17 protein-coding genes are annotated in these 19,283 nt (G+C 44.0%); all 17 read left to right on the forward strand.

The features are described 5' to 3' along the window. The first annotated feature begins 215 nt into the window (after positions 1 to 215). The 17 genes from I2E70_RS08800 to rpoE all read left to right on the forward strand — a co-directional run bounded on the left by I2E70_RS08800 (position 216) and on the right by rpoE (position 19,027). Positions 216 to 482 (forward strand): ACT domain-containing protein, encoded by a 267-nt coding sequence (locus I2E70_RS08800; RefSeq protein ID WP_003004214.1) that lies wholly within the window; start codon positions 216 to 218, stop codon positions 480 to 482. Between the two features lie 18 nt (positions 483 to 500). Then, positions 501 to 1,838, forward strand: coding sequence for a PFL family protein (locus I2E70_RS08805; protein ID WP_195424468.1), 1,338 nt, complete (start codon positions 501 to 503; stop codon positions 1,836 to 1,838). Positions 1,839 to 1,919: 81 nt separating this feature from the next. Then, a complete protein-coding gene (locus I2E70_RS08810) occupies positions 1,920 to 2,609 on the forward strand; it encodes a histidine phosphatase family protein (RefSeq protein WP_195424470.1) in 690 nt (229 codons plus the stop codon). A 123-nt stretch (positions 2,610 to 2,732) separates the two neighbouring features. Next, positions 2,733 to 3,434, forward strand: coding sequence for a histidine phosphatase family protein (locus I2E70_RS08815; protein WP_049507316.1), 702 nt, complete (start codon positions 2,733 to 2,735; stop codon positions 3,432 to 3,434). Next, positions 3,424 to 4,197, forward strand: a complete 774-nt coding sequence (locus tag I2E70_RS08820) for a M15 family metallopeptidase (RefSeq protein ID WP_173018611.1) — start codon at positions 3,424 to 3,426, stop codon at positions 4,195 to 4,197. Before I2E70_RS08815 ends, I2E70_RS08820 begins: the two co-directional genes overlap by 11 nt. Before the next feature lie 168 nt (positions 4,198 to 4,365). Then, positions 4,366 to 5,400 (forward strand): heat-inducible transcriptional repressor HrcA, encoded by a 1,035-nt coding sequence (gene hrcA / locus I2E70_RS08825; RefSeq protein ID WP_003013962.1) that lies wholly within the window; start codon positions 4,366 to 4,368, stop codon positions 5,398 to 5,400. Positions 5,401 to 5,424: 24 nt separating this feature from the next. After that, on the forward strand, positions 5,425 to 5,949 hold the full coding sequence (gene grpE, locus I2E70_RS08830; RefSeq protein WP_324250409.1) for a nucleotide exchange factor GrpE: 525 nt from the start codon (positions 5,425 to 5,427) through the stop codon (positions 5,947 to 5,949). Between the two features lie 151 nt (positions 5,950 to 6,100). Beyond that, entirely contained in the window at positions 6,101 to 7,924 is a 1,824-nt protein-coding gene (dnaK, locus tag I2E70_RS08835) for a molecular chaperone DnaK (RefSeq protein ID WP_021154445.1), read from the forward strand. 186 nt (positions 7,925 to 8,110) lie between these two features. Then, entirely contained in the window at positions 8,111 to 8,743 is a 633-nt protein-coding gene (locus I2E70_RS08840) for a DJ-1/PfpI family protein (RefSeq protein WP_195424474.1), read from the forward strand. Between the two features lie 266 nt (positions 8,744 to 9,009). Then, a complete protein-coding gene (dnaJ, locus tag I2E70_RS08845) occupies positions 9,010 to 10,143 on the forward strand; it encodes a molecular chaperone DnaJ (protein WP_155200282.1) in 1,134 nt (377 codons plus the stop codon). Between the two features lie 161 nt (positions 10,144 to 10,304). Further along, the gene (locus I2E70_RS08850; protein WP_195424476.1) at positions 10,305 to 13,841 is read left to right on the forward strand and encodes a family 20 glycosylhydrolase; all 3,537 of its coding nucleotides are present in this window, start codon (positions 10,305 to 10,307) and stop codon (positions 13,839 to 13,841) included. Positions 13,842 to 14,131: 290 nt separating this feature from the next. Further along, positions 14,132 to 14,878 carry a tRNA pseudouridine(38-40) synthase TruA gene (gene truA / locus I2E70_RS08855; protein ID WP_195424478.1) on the forward strand — a complete coding sequence of 249 codons (747 nt, stop codon included), beginning with the start codon at positions 14,132 to 14,134 and terminating at the stop codon, positions 14,876 to 14,878. Beyond that, positions 14,871 to 15,632, forward strand: coding sequence for a bifunctional hydroxymethylpyrimidine kinase/phosphomethylpyrimidine kinase (locus tag I2E70_RS08860; protein ID WP_195424480.1), 762 nt, complete (start codon positions 14,871 to 14,873; stop codon positions 15,630 to 15,632). Before truA ends, I2E70_RS08860 begins: the two co-directional genes overlap by 8 nt. After that, positions 15,622 to 16,092: an ECF transporter S component gene (locus tag I2E70_RS08865; RefSeq protein WP_003010175.1), complete on the forward strand. Its 471-nt coding sequence runs from the start codon at positions 15,622 to 15,624 to the stop codon at positions 16,090 to 16,092. The genes I2E70_RS08860 and I2E70_RS08865 overlap by 11 nt, the downstream gene beginning before the upstream one ends. A 3-nt stretch (positions 16,093 to 16,095) precedes the next feature. Further along, complete coding sequence (locus tag I2E70_RS08870; protein ID WP_195424482.1) at positions 16,096 to 16,659, forward strand: TIGR01440 family protein; 564 nt, start codon at positions 16,096 to 16,098, stop codon at positions 16,657 to 16,659. A gap of 128 nt (positions 16,660 to 16,787) precedes the next feature. Then, on the forward strand, positions 16,788 to 18,071 hold the full coding sequence (gene tig / locus I2E70_RS08875; RefSeq protein ID WP_118397382.1) for a trigger factor: 1,284 nt from the start codon (positions 16,788 to 16,790) through the stop codon (positions 18,069 to 18,071). Between the two features lie 371 nt (positions 18,072 to 18,442). Next, complete coding sequence (gene rpoE, locus I2E70_RS08880) at positions 18,443 to 19,027, forward strand: DNA-directed RNA polymerase subunit delta (RefSeq protein ID WP_003010182.1); 585 nt, start codon at positions 18,443 to 18,445, stop codon at positions 19,025 to 19,027. Positions 19,028 to 19,283: the final 256 nt, after the last annotated feature.

Consider the following 19,283-nt stretch of genomic DNA (forward strand, 5'->3'; position numbering starts at 1 on the left):
AGTAGGGCTGTAAAAGCTGATGAAATCAGCGTAGTAGAGCCCACTCAACCACTGCGTCTTGCTCGACAATCCAAAAATAAAGAGGCTAGGACTTTTGTCCCAGCCTCTTTATTTTTTTATACACGTTTAATATATCCGAACGTTCCCAGTTGAGAAGGGCGATTTTAAGGGGATTGTGCTACAATGGAAGCAAATAGATAGAATGGAGCAGTGAAATGAAAGCAATTATTACAGTCGTTGGAAAAGACCAAAAAGGAATCGTAGCGGGTGTTGCAACGAAAGTGGCAGAATTAGGACTCAATATCGATGATATCTCTCAAACCGTATTGGATGAATACTTTACCATGATGGCGGTTGTATCGTCAGATGAGAAAAAAGATTTCACACAGCTTCGTTCAGAGTTGGAAGAATTCGGTCAGTCTCTTCATGTAAAAATCAATATCCAAAGCGCAGCGATTTTTGATGCTATGCACAATTTGTAAGATAGGGGTTGAGAATTTATGGACATTAAACAGGTAACAGAAACCATTGCCATGATTGAGGAGCAGAACTTCGATGTTCGGACTATCACCATGGGGATTTCGCTTCTAGATTGTATTGATCCGGATATCGAAAAGGCAGCAGAAAAAGTCTACAATAAGATTGTGACAAAGGCCAAAGATTTGGTGGCTGTGGGGGATGAGATCGCGGCAGAACTTGGCATTCCCATTGTGAATAAACGGGTTTCAGTCACTCCAATTTCTATTATCGGAGCTGCAACCAATGCGACAGACTATGTGCCCTTTGCTAAGGCACTGGATCGTGCGGCCAAAGAAGTTGGGGTCAACTTTATCGGTGGCTTCTCAGCTCTGGTTCAAAAAGGCTACCAAAAAGGGGATGAAATCCTCATTAATTCCATTCCTCGTGCCCTTGCGGAGACAGATTTTGTCTGCTCTTCAGTCAATATTGGATCGACCAAGACAGGGATCAATATGACCGCTGTCCGAGACATGGGGCGCATCATTAAAGAAGCTTCCCAAGTAGATCCAATGGGGCCTGGTAAGCTCGTAGTTTTTGCCAATGCAGTAGAAGATAATCCTTTTATGGCGGGAGCCTTCCACGGTGTCGGTGAAGCCGATGTTGTCATCAACGTTGGGGTTTCAGGACCTGGTGTCGTCCAAAGGGCGATCGAAAAAGTTCCAGGCGCTAGCTTTGATGTATTGGCTGAAACGGTCAAGAAGACAGCTTTCAAAATCACCCGTGTCGGACAATTAGTTGGTCAAATGGCTAGTGAACGTCTCGGTGTTGAGTTTGGAATTGTTGACTTGTCCCTTGCTCCAACACCAGCTATTGGAGACTCGGTTGCCCGTGTCCTTGAAGCGATGGGGCTTGAAGTGGTAGGGACCCACGGGACAACAGCAGCCCTAGCTCTTCTCAATGACCAAGTGAAAAAAGGTGGCATCATGGCTTGTAACCAAGTCGGTGGTTTGTCAGGTGCTTTTATTCCGGTCTCAGAAGACGAGGGGATGATTGCGGCGGTTCAATCCGGTCATATCAACTTGGAAAAATTGGAAGCCATGACAGCTATCTGCTCCGTCGGTCTAGATATGATTGCCATCCCAGCTGATACTCCAGATACAACCATTGCGGCCATGATCGCCGACGAAGCAGCTATCGGGGTCATTAACCAAAAGACAACAGCCGTTCGGATCATTCCTTATGGAAAAGAAGGCGATATGTTAGAGCTCGGTGGACTTCTTGGATCTGCTCCGGTAATGAAGGTCAACAAAGCTTCATCAGCTGATTTCATTGCCCGTGGTGGTCAAATTCCAGCTCCGGTTCATAGCTTTAAAAACTAAGAGAAATCTAGTATAATAGTAGAAAATAGAAAAGTCTGTGATGATAAAACTCTAGACTTTTTTCTTGCAAAAGGAGACAAGATGGCTAAAACAAGATTATTTGTGATTCGTCATGGGAGAACCATGTTTAATACCATTGACCGTGCTCAAGGTTGGTCCGATACGCCCTTGACAGCAGAAGGAGAACGAGGGATTCAGGCTCTAGGAATCGGCTTGCGTGAGTCTGGTTTGGAGTTTACTAGAGCTTATTCCAGTGATTCAGGCCGTGCCATTCAGACTATGGGGATCATTCTTGATGAATTGGGCTTGAAAGACCAGATTCCTTATCGCTTTGACAAACGGATCCGCGAGTGGTGTTTTGGTAGTTTTGATGGGGCCTACGTTGGGGAGCTCTTTCACGGTGTCGTGCCGCGCGTGCTAGATGTAGAAGACTATAAGACCTTGACCTTGGAAGACTTGGCCAATGGCATTTGCCAAGTGGACACAGCGAATTGGGCTGAACCTTGGGAAGTTTTGAAAAGCCGAATTCTAGAAGGTTTTGAAGCTATTGCCAAAGAAGTAGAAGAAAATGGTGGAGGCAATGCCTTGGTGGTCAGCCATAGTTGGACCATTCAGACCTTAGTCTGCCTAATTGAAGGAAAACCAAATCTCAATCTGCCTCTTTCAAACGGTAGTGTTACCCTTGTAGAATATGAAGATGGAGTATTGACGGTTAAGGGGATTGGAGATAGCAGTTACCGTGAGGTCGGTGAAAGCTTGCAAGAATCCTAGTCCGTCCTGAAAGGCTGACCCTTTGGTCATAGCCTTTTCTTTCTCTCAAAACTTGTAAGAGCTTTCCTACTTTCTTTTTGCAAAAAATGATATAATGAAAGAGATACATACGGAGGTAATACAATGACAAAAACCAGATTATATATTGCTCGTCATGGAAAAACCATGTTTAATACCATTGGGCGAGCACAGGGCTGGTCAGACACTCCGCTGACAGAAGCAGGAGAACGTGGAATTCGAGAATTAGGACTTGGTCTCAAGGAAGCTGGCCTTTCTTTTGAAGAGGCTGTTTCGAGTGATTCTGGACGCACCATTCAAACCATGGGAATTATTCTTCGAGAGCTCGGTCTGACAGGGAAAATCCCTTATCGTTATGACAAACGGATCCGCGAGTGGTGTTTTGGTAGTTTTGATGGTGCTTATGATGGCGATCTCTTCATGGGGGTCTTACCCCGTGTCTTTAAGGTCGATGATTTCCATCAGTTGAGTCTGATGGAGTTAGCAGAAGGAATCGTCGAGGTGGATACCACTGGTTGGGCTGAATCCTGGGGAACCTTGAGTAGTCGGATCAAAGAAGGATTTGAAGCCGTCGCAAAAGAGATCGAAGCAGCTGGTGGTGGCAATGCTATTGTAGTCAGCCATGGCATGACCATTACGACCTTGATTTATCTCATCGATCCTAAGGCTGTCGACGAATTGGTTTTGGACAACGGAAGCGTAACGGTTTTGTCTTATGAAGATGGCGCCTTTCATATTGAAAAGATTGGGGATCTATCTTATCGTAAGGTTGGAGCAAAACTCCTAGAGGATGGTCATGACGAATAAGTATAGACGCGCAAGAAAAAAACGTAAGAAATGGTGGCCTTACCTATTGAGTTTCTTTCTTCTTGTGGTCCTTGGATCAGGGATTGGTGTTTACTTAGCGAAACCAAGCTTGTTTTCAGGGCTTCAGTTTTGGAAGGCTAAAAAAACAGCTGTAACGACTCCCTCTTCTTCTAAGAAAAAGAAAGAAAAATCAGATTTACCAGCTGTTTCGACAAAAGACTGGCAGTTGATCTTGGTCAATCGTGACAATGTGAAGCCTGAGTTGAATCCACAATTGACAGATGTGGATGCTATCAAAGTGGATAGTCGGATTGTAGAGCCAACTCGTCAATTTCTAGAGGCGGCTCGAAAAATTGCTCCAGAAGAAACCTTGATATCGGGTTATCGAAGCGTGGCGGAACAAACAGAGCTCTATAATGAGCGTGTTGCGCAATTAGAGGCCAGTGGTCTTTCACACGAAGAAGCTGAAAAGCAGGTGCAGACCCAGGTACAGGTCCCTGGTGCTAGTGAACACCAGACGGGGCTTGCGATCGATATGAGTGTCGAAGCTGGTCAAAGTGATGAGTTGGGTTTGCAGCTGGCTGCCATCGCACCACAATATGGCTTTGTCCTTCGTTACCCAGATGGGAAGAGCAACATCACAGGTGTGAATTTTGAGAATTGGCATTTCCGTTATGTTGGCGTAGAAAATGCCCAGTATATGGCCAACCATCAGCTAGTATTGGAAGAATATATTCAACTATTGAAAAAGGCTGGAAAATAGGAGGAGATTCTCTTTTTCTAGGTCTTCAGAATGATTTTTAGCACTCTTGGGAAAAGAGTGCTAATTTTTTGGATTTTTTTCTTGACTTTCTTTTGAGAGGGTGTATAATAGAATCATGGTTTAGCACTTGAGTGTTTAGAGTGCTAAATACGAAAGAGAGGTGAGGTCATGGTTACAGAACGTCAAAATGAGATTCTAAATCTTGTCGTCGATATCTTTACCAAGACCCGCGAACCAGTCGGTTCAAAAGCACTGCAAGATGTCATTCAATCTAGTAGTGCTACTATCCGAAATGATATGGCTGCCCTCGAAAAGCAAGGTTTACTAGAAAAAGCCCACACTTCGAGTGGTCGAATGCCCAGCCGAGCTGGTTTTCAATATTTTGTTCAGAACTCGCTGGATCTAGAGTTGATTGATGAGCAAGATGTCTACCAGGTGGTAAAAGCCTTCGATTTCGAAGCCTTTAAGTTAGACGATATCTTGGATGCTACGGCTAAGTTACTAGCCCAGATGACGGGCTACACCGCAGTCATTCAGGATGTTGAGCCGACGCGGCAGCGCTTGACTGGTTTTGAGATTGTTCCCTTATCCAATCACGATGCTTTAGCGGTTCTGACCTTGGATGAATCAAAGCCTGTCACTGTACAATTCGCCATTCCAAAGAATTTCTTAACCAGTGATTTGGAAATTTTCCATCAGCTGGTTCAAGAACGTTTCATTGGAAATACGGTCTTGGATATCCACTACCGCTTGCGGACAGAGATTCCACAGATTGTACAGCGCTATTTCAAGACGACAGACAATGTCTTGGATCTGTTTGATTACGTCTTCTCGCAACTGTTTCAAGAACTGGTCTTTGTAGAAGGAAAGGTTTCATCCTTAACCTACGCTGACCTTCAAACCTATCAGTTCTTAGATAATCCCCAACACGTAGCTCTCGAGTTGCGAGGGGGAATGCCAGAGGACCAAATGACCCAGATCCTGGTTGCTGAATCCCAAGAGAAGGCCTTGAAAAATGTGACGGTGATTAGTCACAAGTTCTTAGTTCCTTATCGTGGGATGGCCCTCATGCATGTGATTGGTCCCGTAGAGATGGATTACAGGCGTGTGATTAGCTTGGTCAATGTCATCGGCCGAGTGCTGGTCATGAAGTTAACGGATTACTACCGTTACCTCAATAGCAACCATTATGAAGTAAATTAAGACCAAATGAAAGGGGTGTATGCCTTGACAGAAGATATCAAAAAAGAAGACGTGAAAGAAGAGGAAGTTGCCCAAACAACTGAAGAAGTTGTAGAGGAAAGCAACCAACCTTCTGAATTAGAAGAAGTACAAGCGCGTGCCGAAGAATTTGAAAACAAATACCTTCGTGCTCATGCAGAAATGCAAAACATTCAGCGCCGTGCCAATGAAGAACGTCAACAATTACAAAAATACCGTAGCCAAGATTTGGCAAAAGCGATCTTACCATCACTGGACAACCTCGAACGTGCCCTTGCCGTTGAAGGGTTGACAGATGATGTCAAAAAAGGACTAGAAATGGTCCAAGAAAGTTTGGTACATGCCTTAAAAGAAGAAGGTATCGAAGAAATTCCAGCAGATGGAGCCTTTGACCATAACTACCACATGGCCATCCAAACCTTACCTGCAGATGACGAGCATCCAGCAGACACCATCGCACAAGTCTTCCAAAAAGGCTACAAACTTCATGACCGCATCCTGCGCCCAGCCATGGTAGTGGTGTTCAACTAGGCGAGAGAACTTAAAAAACTTGTCCGAAACGACACTAAACTATGAAAGAAAGATAAGAGGCAAGCCGGAGGCTTGCAAGGAGGATATTTCCCGCCACTTAAGGGAAAATATCAAAAAGAAAAAAAGAAGATAAATTTAAGGAGAAAAACACATGTCTAAAATTATCGGTATTGACTTAGGTACAACAAACTCAGCAGTGGCAGTTCTTGAAGGAACTGAATCAAAAATCATCGCAAACCCAGAAGGAAACCGCACGACTCCATCTGTTGTGTCATTCAAAAATGGTGAAATCATCGTTGGTGACGCTGCAAAACGTCAAGCAGTGACAAATCCAGATACAGTGATCTCTATCAAATCTAAGATGGGTACTTCTGAAAAAGTTTCTGCTAACGGAAAAGAATACACTCCACAAGAAATCTCAGCTATGATCCTTCAATACTTGAAAGGTTACGCTGAAGATTACCTTGGTGAAAAAGTAACGAAAGCAGTTATCACAGTTCCTGCTTACTTCAACGATGCGCAACGTCAAGCAACTAAAGACGCTGGTAAAATCGCTGGTCTTGAAGTAGAACGTATTGTCAACGAACCAACAGCAGCAGCCCTTGCTTACGGTTTGGATAAGACTGATAAAGAAGAAAAAATCTTGGTATTCGACCTTGGTGGTGGTACATTCGACGTATCTATCCTTGAACTTGGTGACGGTGTCTTTGATGTATTGGCAACTGCAGGGGATAACAAACTCGGTGGTGATGACTTTGACCAAAAAATCATCGACTACATGGTTGAAGAATTCAAGAAAGAAAATGGTATCGACTTGTCAACAGACAAGATGGCGCTTCAACGTTTGAAAGACGCAGCTGAAAAAGCGAAGAAAGACCTTTCTGGTGTCACTTCAACTCAAATCAGCTTGCCATTCATCACTGCAGGAGCTGCTGGACCTCTTCACTTGGAAATGACCTTGACTCGTGCGAAATTCGACGATTTGACTCGTGACCTTGTAGAACGTACGAAAACTCCAGTTCGCCAAGCCCTTTCAGATGCAGGTTTGAGCTTGTCAGATATCGACGAAGTCATCCTTGTCGGTGGTTCAACTCGTATTCCTGCCGTTGTAGAAGCTGTTAAAGCTGAAACTGGTAAAGAACCAAACAAATCAGTGAACCCTGATGAAGTAGTTGCCATGGGTGCTGCGATCCAAGGTGGTGTGATCACTGGTGACGTGAAAGACGTTGTCCTTCTTGACGTAACGCCATTGTCACTTGGTATCGAAACAATGGGTGGAGTCTTCACAAAACTCATCGACCGTAACACAACTATTCCAACATCTAAATCACAAGTCTTCTCAACTGCAGCAGACAACCAACCAGCCGTTGATATCCACGTTCTTCAAGGTGAACGCCCAATGGCAGCAGATAACAAGACTCTTGGACGCTTCCAATTGACTGATATCCCAGCTGCACCTCGTGGAATTCCTCAAATCGAAGTTACATTTGACATCGACAAGAACGGTATCGTATCTGTTAAAGCGAAAGATCTTGGAACTCAAAAAGAACAAACCATTGTTATCCAATCAAACTCAGGTTTGACAGATGAAGAAATCGATCGCATGATGAAAGACGCAGAAGCAAACGCTGAAGCAGATAAGAAACGTAAAGAAGAAGTTGACCTTCGTAACGAAGTAGACCAAGCTATCTTTGCGACTGAAAAGACCATCAAAGAAACTGAAGGAAAAGGCTTTGATGCAGAACGTGACGCAGCTCAAGCAGGACTTGATGATCTTAAGAAAGCTCAAGAATCAGGTAACCTTGAAGAAATGAAAGCGAAACTTGAAGCCTTGAACGAAAAAGCGCAAGCATTGGCTGTTAAACTTTACGAACAAGCTGCAGCAGCACAACAAGCCCAAGCTGGAGCAGAAGGCGCACAAGCATCAGGCAACGCAGGCGATGACGTTGTAGACGGAGAGTTTACGGAAAAATAAAATAGTCCAGTGGACTATTTTATCCCGAGCTTGAAAATCGGGGAGCGAGGCGTTAAGAATGACTAATCACTAAAGTGATTGTATCGCTATGGCGCCTTTCCTAAACGCCTAACTAATAAATGATAAAAAGAAATCCAGAGGTTGCAACCCAGCCTCTGTTTTTCGGTAAAATAGAGGATGTTGCGTATGAAAAAAGTGCTTTGTATCATTTATCCTAATTTTTCTCTTTATGAGATAACTGCTTTAACGAGTACTTTAGCTCTGTCTTTTGATGTTACGATTGATTATGCTGCTTCAGATCATTCGGTAGTGGTCTCTGAGGATGGCTTGCCTTGTCAACCAACGAAAACACTAGATCAAATCCGTATAGAAGAGTATTCTTGCGTGATTTTGCCAGGAATGGTCAATATAGGACCTGCCCTACAGGATGAGAAATTGATTTCGTTCTTGAGGGATCTTGGTGAGCAAGATATCCTCATTGCAGCCATTTCTTCAGCGCCTCTTTTATTAGCGAAAGCAGGTCTGTTGAAGGACACGAAATTTACAGGTGGAATTTGGCAAAACTTCTTTGATTATTTTGAATTTCTTCCACGTGAGAATTTCCAACCCAAACTGGTTGTGCAAGATAAACAGATCATTACGGCTATCGGTTTTGCCCATCAAGAGTTTGCAAGAAGAGTGATTCTAAGTTTAGGCTTGGCAGCTAATACAGACAACTATTTTAGAGAACGAAACGACTACTCAGAAGAGGATTTGATATTTACTCTATCAGACCAAGAGTTTGATCAAGTGAAGCGAAGTATAGAAAACAGCCTCTAAAGATTTACATGAAAATTATAGAAAGGAACAAAGAGTGTTCGTAACTGAACACGGGTTCCAAAGTTTCTAATTCAATATAAAAGAAAGGAACTGAACCCGATCTAAATCGTGGTTTGATTCACAACATCAATAGAAAGGAACAAAGAGCGTTCGGGGAATTGAACTCGAGCGGAAAGCTTGGAAATTAGATAAACCGCCTAAGAAATCAGGATTTCTTGTCGGTTTCCTAAATTTCAGTCGCTTTCTGTTCGCTCTTAGTATCTTGTATGAACAATACTGAATTTTATGACCGTTTGGGCGTTTCAAAGAATGCATCTCAAGATGAGATCAAGAAAGCCTATCGGAAATTATCTAAAAAATATCACCCAGATATCAACAAGGAGCCTGGTGCTGAGGAAAAGTACAAGGAAGTTCAAGAAGCTTATGAGACTTTGAGTGACGAGCAAAAACGGGCTGCTTATGACCAATATGGTGCTGCAGGTGCCAATGGTGGCTTCGGTGGCGGAGCAGGTGGTTTTGGTGGCTTTGATGGTGCTGGTTTTGGTGGCTTTGAAGATATCTTCTCTAGTTTCTTTGGTGGTGGTGCAAGTCGTAATCCAAATGCACCTCGCCAAGGGGATGACCTCCAATATCGCGTCAATCTCAAGTTTGAAGAAGCGATTTTTGGTGCGGAAAAAGAAGTCAAGTACCATCGGGAAGCTAGCTGCCATACCTGTCATGGTTCTGGAGCTAAGCCAGGGACTAGTCCGGTGACCTGTGGACGCTGTCATGGTTCTGGAGTCATCAATGTGGATACGCAAACCCCTCTTGGTATGATGCGCCGTCAAGTGACCTGTGATGTCTGTCATGGTCGTGGTCAAGAAATCAAAGATCCATGTACGACTTGTCGTGGAACAGGTCATGAAAAACAAGCTCATAGCGTGAATGTCAAGATTCCTGCAGGAGTTGAAACAGGTCAACAAATCCGCTTAGCTGGTCAAGGAGAAGCTGGCTTTAACGGTGGACCTTATGGTGACTTGTATGTCGTTGTCAATGTTGAGCCGAGCGATCGATTCGAACGAGATGGCTCAACCATCTATTACAAGTTAGACTTGAACTTTGTCCAAGTAGCTCTTGGAGATACGGTCCATGTGCCAACTGTTCACGGAGATGTCGATTTGGTCATTCCTGAAGGAACCCAAACCGGTAAGAAATTCCGCCTCCGTGGAAAAGGGGCTCCAAGCTTGCGTGGTGGTGCTATGGGGGATCAATATGTATCTGTCAATGTCGTCACCCCAACTGGTTTAAATGACAAGCAAAAAGAAGCCCTTCAAGCCTTTGCGGAAGCAAGTGATTTGAAGGTCAACCCAAAGAAAAAAGGGTTCTTTGACAAGGTCAAAGATGCTTTAGATGATTTATAAGAATGAACGAGTTCCCTTTTGAGTAAGGGGCTCGTTTTATTTTGGATCGAATCCAAGAACTTCCTCTCCTAATTAAAGAATAATGTGACCCCTCATTGAATTTATTAAGATATCGTGGTAAATTTAAGAAAACGATTACAAAGACAATTTAGGAGGTCCTGATGAAATCACATCAACCACGTTATGCGATTCGCAAGTATGCAGTAGGAGCTGCTTCGGTGCTCATAGGATTTTTTGCTGGTGCGAATGTTGTAGCAGCTGATACGCCAACGACTACAGACAGTCCTTCAACGACAGTTCCGACTCAGCCAAGCGAGGGTGAGTCAACGATTTCCCTTAATGAGGAAGCTTCTCAGCCAACAGTAGAAAAACCAACGGCTCCTGCCCCAATCGTCGATCAAAGTCAACCGACACTGCCTGATCGTGAATTGCGGGTATCAGATCTTAACCGTTTGATTCGCGAAGAAGCGAGCTCTGTCGCAGAGTCGGATGTGGCAGCTCAACCAGCGACAGCAGCGACGGAAACGCCTGCTAAAGATCCTGATCAGGAAGAAAAATTAGCCAAGAAAAAGATTGTTTCGATCGATGCCGGTCGCAAGTACTTCTCACCAGACCAAATCAAGGAAATCATTGATGAAGCAAGTAAAACGGGCTATACAGACTTGCATCTTCTAGTTGGAAATGACGGCTTGCGCTTTGTGCTGGATGATATGTCTTTGAAAGTGGGAGATACTTCTTATTCTAGCCAAGCCGTGACGGATGCGGTTGAAAAAGGGACAAAAGCTTATTACGATGATCCGAACGGGACAGCTTTGACCCAGGCTCAAATGGATGATATTTTGGCTTACGCCAAATCGAAGAAAGTAGGTGTCATCCCAACCATTAATAGTCCAGGTCACATGGATGCGATTCTGACGGCCATGGAACAATTGGGTATCGAAAACCCTCACTTTAATTATTTTGGTACAAAGAAATCAGCACGGACAGTTGATTTGGACAACCAAAAAGCCTTAGACTTCACCAAGGCTTTGGTAGACAAGTATGCGGCTTATTTCAGCGGCAAGGCAGACATTTTCAATATTGGTTTGGATGAATATGCCAACGATGCTACAGATGCCCATGGTTGGCAGGTTCTCCAAGCCAGCAAGCATTGGCCAGGTGAAGGCTATCCAGAAAAAGGCTATGAAAAATTCATCCAATATGCTAATGATCTAGCAGCTATTGTGAAAAAACACAAGATGAAACCAATGGCCTTCAATGATGGAATCTACTACAATGGCGATACTTCCTATGGCACTTTTGACAAGGATATCATTGTGTCCTACTGGACAGGTGGCTGGAACGGCTATGATGTCGCTTCTTCAAAACTCTTGTCTGAACTAGGTCATCAGATTCTTAATACCAATGATGCATGGTATTATGTGCTTGGACGGGACAAGGCTGGATCTGGTTGGTACAACCTCGATCAAGGTCTCGAAGGAATTTCCAAGTCAGCGATTGATGTGGTTCAAAAAAATGATGGGGCTAAGGTGCCCTTCATCGGTGGCATGGTAGCTGCCTGGGCAGATACGCCATCTGCAACCTACAAAAAAGACCTTCTCTTTAAGCTCATGCATGCTTTCGCGGACAAGAATGCGGACTACTTTGTAGCAGATCCTGAAGTCGTCGAAAAAGCTCTTTCAGAAGCTCCAACTGATTTGGACCACTATACACCGGAATCTCTAGTAGCCTTTACGGCAGCTAAAAAAGCTTTAGAAGGGGCAGGAGCAAACACCACTCGAGCAGAGGCCAAAACCTTGATCGACCATTTCAAAGCAGCTCAAGATGCTTTGGTGTATACGGAAAGCTACGCGAAAGAAGTTGCTGCAAAAGAAGCAGCGGAAAAACTTGCCATGAAGAAGGTCATCTCGATCGATGCAGGGCGCAAATACTTCTCGCTGGATCAGTTGAAACGGATCGTAGATAAGGCCAGTGAGCTGGGTTATTCTGACTTGCACCTCCTTGTCGGAAATGATGGCATGCGCTTCGTACTCGATGATATGACGGTGGAAGCCAATGGCAAGACTTATGCTAGTGACGATGTGAAAAAGGCCATTCTAGAAGGCACCAAGGCCTATTACGATGATCCAAATGGTCAAGCTTTGACCCAAGCAGAAATGGATGAACTCCATGCTTATGCTACTGCTAAAGGAATCGGCTTGATTGCGGCAGTCAATAGTCCTGGCCACATGGATGCTTTGTTGGTGGCCATGGAAAAATTGGGCATTGAAAATCCACAAGCCAGCTTTGATACGGTTTCAAAAACAACTATGGATTTGACCAATGAGGCAGCAGTCAACTTTACCAAAGCCTTGATTGGCAAATACATGGACTACTTCAAAGACAAGTCTAAGATCTTTAACTATGGAACAGATGAATATGCCAATGACGCTACCAGTGCGCAAGGCTGGTACTACCTCAAGTGGTATGATCTCTATGGTAAATTTGCGGAGTATTCCAATAGTCTTGCAGCTATGGCGCGTGAAAAAGGCTTGCAGCCAATGGCCTTTAACGATGGATTCTATTATGGAGATGAAGATGATGTTGCTTTTGACAAGGACGTCTTGATTTCATACTGGTCTAAAGGATGGTGGGGCTATAACCTCGCATCACCGCAGTACCTAGCAGACAAGGGCTACAAATTCCTTAACACCAACGGAGACTGGTATTATGTTTTGGGCCACAAAGGTGATCAAAGTTATCCGCTCGAAAAAGCTCTTCAACATTCAGAAACTGTTCCATTTGAACAATTAGCTTCAACCAAATATCCTGATGTCAAGATACCGACATCCGGAAGTATGTTGGGAATTTGGGCTGATGAGCCGGCCAATGAATACAAGGAAGAAGAAGTCTTCCAGGTTATGGAAGCTTTTGCCAACCATAACAAGGACTATTTCAAGGCAGACTTCACTGCTCTTAGAAAAGCAGTTGCTACGGTGCCAACAGATCTAGCTATTTACACACCAGAATCTCGCGCAGCACTTGCGAAAGTCTTAGATAGCTTGAATTGGAATGTGAGCCGTGCTCATCAAGATCAGGTGGATCAAGAAGTGGCTGCTCTGACCCAAGCCCTTGCAGGGCTCAAGCCAATTACACAAGTGGGTAGCTTGGCTGAAAATGACGTCAAAGCCCTAGTGGAAGACAAACCAAGTCTTGAAATCGTAGAAAAAGAACTTGGTTTTGACCTTGTGGAACGGACCAATCCAGATCTCGCTAAAGGAGAACGCAGAGTGATCCAGGCTGGGGTTAAAGGGCAAGATCTTGAGTATGTAGAGGTTTCGGCACTTGATCAAAGTCGAAAAGTGATCGCTACAGAAGTTGCTAAAGAGCCAGTTGCAGAAATTGTTGAAGTCGGTACCAAAGAAGTCGTGATCCCAACAAGCCCTTCAGTAGAAGCACCAGTGAAGTCAGATGTGCTTGTAAACAAAATGGTTTCAGATCCTTCAACACCTCAAGTGATTTCGAAAGATCAACCAGTAGCATCAGTAAATACCCCAACGCCAATTCCAGCAGCTGTGGAAAAAGAGGTTCGTTCAGAAGCAGTATCTTCTAACAAGCAACTTCCAGAAACAGGAGTGGAATCTGCTCTGGGACTCGCTTTACTAGGGGCGATCTTAGGAGCAGCAGGAATGGACTTGAAAAATAAAAAAAGAGACTAAGACCTAGTAGATTTGTAACAGGTCGAAGTTCGGAGAGTGGGACAGAAATCGGTAATTCGTTAGAATTCGATTTCGTCGTCCCACCTCCGCACAGTTGAGTAGGGCTGTAAAAGCTGATGAAATCAGCGTAGTAGAGCCCACTCAACCACTGCGTCTTGCTCGACAATCCAAAAACAATCAAGAGGCTAGGACTTTTGTCCCAGCCTCATTTTTTTGCTCACAAAACTGTACCCGGACAGTTTGCTTTTTTCACTCTTGTAACCCCTTCTATATCCTGCTAAAATAAAACCATGACACGATACAAAGCAACCATTTCATATGACGGGACCTTGTTTGCAGGGTTTCAACGCCAACCGCATGCCCGTAGTGTGCAGGAGGAAATCGAGAAGACCTTGAAGCGCCTCAATCAAGGAACCCCTGTTACCGTTCATGGAGCGGGGCGAACGGATTCCGGTGTCCATGCTCTTGGGCAGGTGATTCATTTTGATCTCCCTCAAGCGCGGGACGAGGAGAAGCTTCGCTTTGCCCTCGATACCCAAATCCCAGAGGATATTGATTTCATCCGAGTAGAGCAAGTAGCAGATGATTTTCACTCACGCTACAAGAAACACAGCAAAACCTATGAATTCATCGTGGATTATGGTCGTCCCAAGAACCCCATGATGCGCCACTATGCCACCCACTATCCTTATCCTTTGGATGTGGAAAAGATGCAAGCAGCCATCCAAAAGTTGGAGGGAACCCATGATTTCACCGGTTTCACAGCTTCAGGAACCAGCGTGGAGGACAAGGTCCGTACGATTACAGAGGCTCGCTTGGTCGAGGACGCGGCAAATCATCGCCTTGTCTTTACCTTTTCGGGCAATGGCTTTCTCTACAAGCAAATCCGCAATATGGTGGGAACTTTGTTGAAGATTGGAAATGATCGGATGCCGATCGAGCAGATCGATCTGATTTTAGAAAAGAAGGACCGCAATCTAGCAGGTCCTACAGCAGCGCCAAATGGCTTATATTTAAAGGAGATCCGTTATGAGTAATGAATTGATTCTAGCTATTTCAGGAAATGATATTTTTAGTGGGGGAGGTCTTCACGCAGACCTTGCAACCTATACAACCAACAAACAGCATGGTTTTGTAGCAGTGACTTGTTTGACCGCTATGACGGAGCACGGTTTTGAAGTGATTCCGGTGGATCCGACGACCTTTGCTCAACAGCTCAACTCTCTCAAGGATGTTCCTTTTTCTGCTATTAAACTCGGTCTTTTGCCAAATGTCCAAGTGGCAGACTTGGCCTTGGACTATGTCAAAGCCCATGCGGAGATTCCTGTGGTACTAGATCCTGTCTTGGTCTGCAAGGAAAGCCATGATGTAGAAGTTTCAGCTCTTCGAGACGAATTGATTAAGTTCTTCCCTTATGTGACGATCATCACGCCAAACTTACCAGAAGCTGAGATCTTGACCCAAAGCAAGATTCAATCGCTCGACGATATGAAGGCGGCAGCGCGCAAGCTCCACGAATTAGGAGCAGCGAATGTCGTGGTCAAAGGAGGAAATCGTCTAAATAAAGAAAAGGCCATCGATGTCTTTTATGATGGGACAGACTTCACCGTCATTGAAGAGCCAGTCTTAGAAAAGAACAATACAGGAGCTGGTTGTACCTTTGCGTCTAGCATTTGCAGCCAGTTGGTGCAAGGGAAATCTCCACTTGAAGCTGTTAAAGCCTCTAAAGACTTTGTTTTCCAAGCGATTCAACATTCAGACCAGTATGGAGTAGTACAATATGACATCTAATCGAACTCAACTCATTGCTCGCCTTTCCATTTTGACAGCCTTGACAGTTGTACTTGGCTACTATACAAAACTTCCAACTCCCACAGGGATCGTCACCCTGCTAGATCTTGGCGTTTATTTCACAGCCTTCTATTTTGGGCGCAAGGAAGGTGCTATTGTAGGTGGTGTCGGAGCCTTCCTACTCGATCTGATTTCAGGCTATCCTCAGTGGATGTTCTTTAGCCTCCTCTTTCACGGGGGACAAGGCTATTTCGCTGGCTTCAAGGGCAAGGCTCGTTACCTAGGCTTGCTTCTTGCGACAGTCGTGATGGTAGGCGGTTACGCACTAGCTTCTGCCCTCTTTTTAGGCAATGGCTGGGGTGCTGCTATCTCGGACATTCCGAATAACCTCGCTCAGAATTTTGTTGGAATGGCTTTAGGCTATGTGGTCTATTATGCATTTCAAAAGAAAGGAAGCTAATTCATGGATCTGGAGCAACTGAAGAAGGATACAAAAGAAATCTTGGTAGATGTTTTGTCAAAAAGCCGTCTCCACCAAGGACAGATTCTAGTCCTCGGGATGTCTTCCAGTGAGGTTGCAGGAGGGCAAATTGGAAAGGCCTCCAACATCGACATTGCCGAAGCTATTGTCCAGACCTTGTTAGATGAGTTGAATCCAAGAGGGATTTATCTGGCGGTACAAGGATGTGAGCATCTCAATCGCGCCTTGGTGGTTGAAAGAGAATTGGCAGATAAAAAGGACCTAGAAATCGTCAATGTCCTTCCGAGTCTCCATGCAGGAGGGGCTGGACAACTCGCAGCTTTCAAGTATTTTAAGGATCCTGTGGAGGTGGAATTCATCACAGCTCAAGCAGGGTTAGACATCGGAGATACCTCGGTGGGGATGCACGTTAAACACGTGCAAGTTCCAATTCGCCCTATCTTGCGTGAACTAGGTGGAGCCCATGTCACAGCCCTCGCCAGTCGGCCAAAATTGATCGGCGGTGCCCGTGCTCTCTACCTCGATGATCCCATCCGAAAATCATAATCAGAACTAGCTTTAAAGGGCTAGTTTTTTTGGATGAAAAGAGAGGCAAAAACGTTTTAAAACTTGCAATTTCAAAGTTTTGTGGTAAAATTATAAGGAATGACTATATTATTTTAAGGAGAGACAGAATGTCTGTATCATTTGAAAACAAAGAAACTAACCACGGTGTATTGACTTTCACAATCAGCCAAGAGCAAATCAAACCTGCTTTGGACCGTGTGTTTGAGTCAGTTAAGAAAACTTTGAACGTACCTGGATTCCGTAAAGGTCATATTCCACGTCCAATCTTCAACCAACGTTTTGGTGAAGAAGCTCTTTACCAAGATGCTTTGAACGATCTTCTTCCAGCAGCATACGAAGCAGCTGTTAAAGAAGCTGGAATCGAAGTGGTAGCACAACCAACTTTCGATGTTGTATCTATGGAAAAAGGTCAAGACTGGACATTGACAGCAGCTGTTGTAACAAAACCTGAAGTAAAATTGGGTGCTTACAAAGACCTTGAAGTATCAGTAGAAGTTTCTAAAGAAGTAACAGATGCTGATGTGGATGCTCGTATCGAACGCGAACGCAACAACTTGGCTGAATTGGTTGTTAAAGAAGGTGCTGCAGCAGAAGGTGACACAGTTGTGATCGACTTCGTAGGTTCTATCGACGGTGTTGAATTCGACGGTGGTAAAGGTGACAACTTCTCACTTGGACTTGGTTCAGGTCAATTCATCCCAGGTTTCGAAGACCAATTGGTTGGACACTCTGCTGGTGAAACAGTTGATGTGATCGTAACCTTCCCAGAAGACTACCAAGCAGCTGACCTTGCAGGTAAAGAAGCGAAATTCGTGACAACTATCCACGAAGTAAAAGCAAAAGAAGTACCAGCTCTTGACGATGAATTGGCAAAAGACATCGACGAAGAAGTTGAAACTCTTGACGAATTGAAAGAAAAATACCGCAAAGAATTGGCAGCAGCTAAAGAAGAAGCATACAACGATGCAGTAGAAGCAGCAGCGATCGATCTTGCCGTTGAAAATGCTGAAATCGTTGAACTTCCAGAAGAAATGATCCACGAAGAAGTACACCGTTCAATCAACGAATTCCTTGGAAATATGCAACGTCAAGGGATCTCACCTGAAATGTACTTCCAAATTACTGGAACAACTCAAGATGATCTTCACAAACAATATGAAGCAGAAGCTGAAAGCCGCACGAAGACAAACCTCGTAGTTGAAGCAGTAGCCAAAGCAGAAGGTTTTGAAGCAACTGAAGAAGAAATTAATGCTGAAATCGAACAATTGGCAGCAGATTACAACATGCCAGTTGAACAAGTTCGCAACCTTCTTTCACCAGAAATGTTGAAACATGACATCACAGTGAAGAAAGCCGTGAACGTAATCACAAGCACAGCAAAAGTAAAATAATTGAGATTAAAAAGGCTGGACAACAACTGTTCAGCCTTTGATGTTTGATAGAAATAACTGTATGACGCAGTGGTTGATTGGCATCTTTGTTCGCCTTTAAGCTCCAAAGATGACCTAATCAACTGTGCGGGGGTGGGAAAACGAACTCTTTTTAACTAGTCGGAGTTCTTTCCCACTCCCTTTTCTGATTTCATGGAGAATCCTGGAATTTTCCTTTGACGAAAGGGGAAATTTATCGTACAATAGAGTGTAACGATAAAATGCGTGATAGATTTAGTGACGAGAAGTTTTCAATCTATCATCGAGGATAGGATGAGGTTTAAGACCGGATCCTTCTCCATTTAGGAAATGAAACATAAGGAGATTTACCCTTGGAATTAGAAGTATTTGCTGGACAAGAAAAAAGTGAACTTTCTATGATTGAAGTGGCGCGTGCGATTTTGGAATTACGCGGACGTGACCATGAAATGTACTTTAGCGATCTTGTAAATGAAATTCAAAATTACCTTGAAAAATCAAACAGCGAGATCCGTGAAGCTCTTCCATTGTTCTACACAGAATTGAATGTTGATGGAAGCTTTATCCCACTTGGAGATAACAAATGGGGTCTTCGTTCATGGTATGCCATCGATGAAGTTGACGAGGAAATTATCGCTCTTGAAGAAACAGACGAAGATGAAACTCCTAAGAAACGGAAGAAAAAACGTGTCAATGCCTTCATGGATGGAGACGAAGATGCGATCGATTACAACGATGACGATCCAGAAGACGAAGAAGTTTACGAAGCAGATCCAGCTCTTTCATATGATGAAGAAAATCCAGATGATGAAAAGAGTGAAGTCGAAGCTTACGATGCTGAAATCAATGAAATCGTACCAGATGATTTGGGTGAAGAAGTTGAATTGAGCGAAGAAGACGACGAAGAAGAGGATTCTGAAGACGAGGAAGAAGAATAAATCATATGAAACAAGGAAATTGTTCCTTGTTTTTTTATTGAAGACGAAGTTTTCCCAGAAACTTTCCTTAGGTGAGTACGGACGTCAGCGAACTTCTACGAAGTTCCATGACTAATTATTGAGCCTTAAGTCTCAATAATTCCGAGTGCCTGAAGCTATGAAGTTTCAGGCACTTTTCTCACGGCGGAAAGTTTCAGAATATCCTTTGATTTTTCAAAAGTAGAGGATGGTTTGCAAGTAATTTATTGACTTATAT

Source organism: Streptococcus parasanguinis (assembly GCF_015556095.1).
GTDB classification, from domain to species: domain Bacteria; phylum Bacillota; class Bacilli; order Lactobacillales; family Streptococcaceae; genus Streptococcus; species Streptococcus parasanguinis_Q.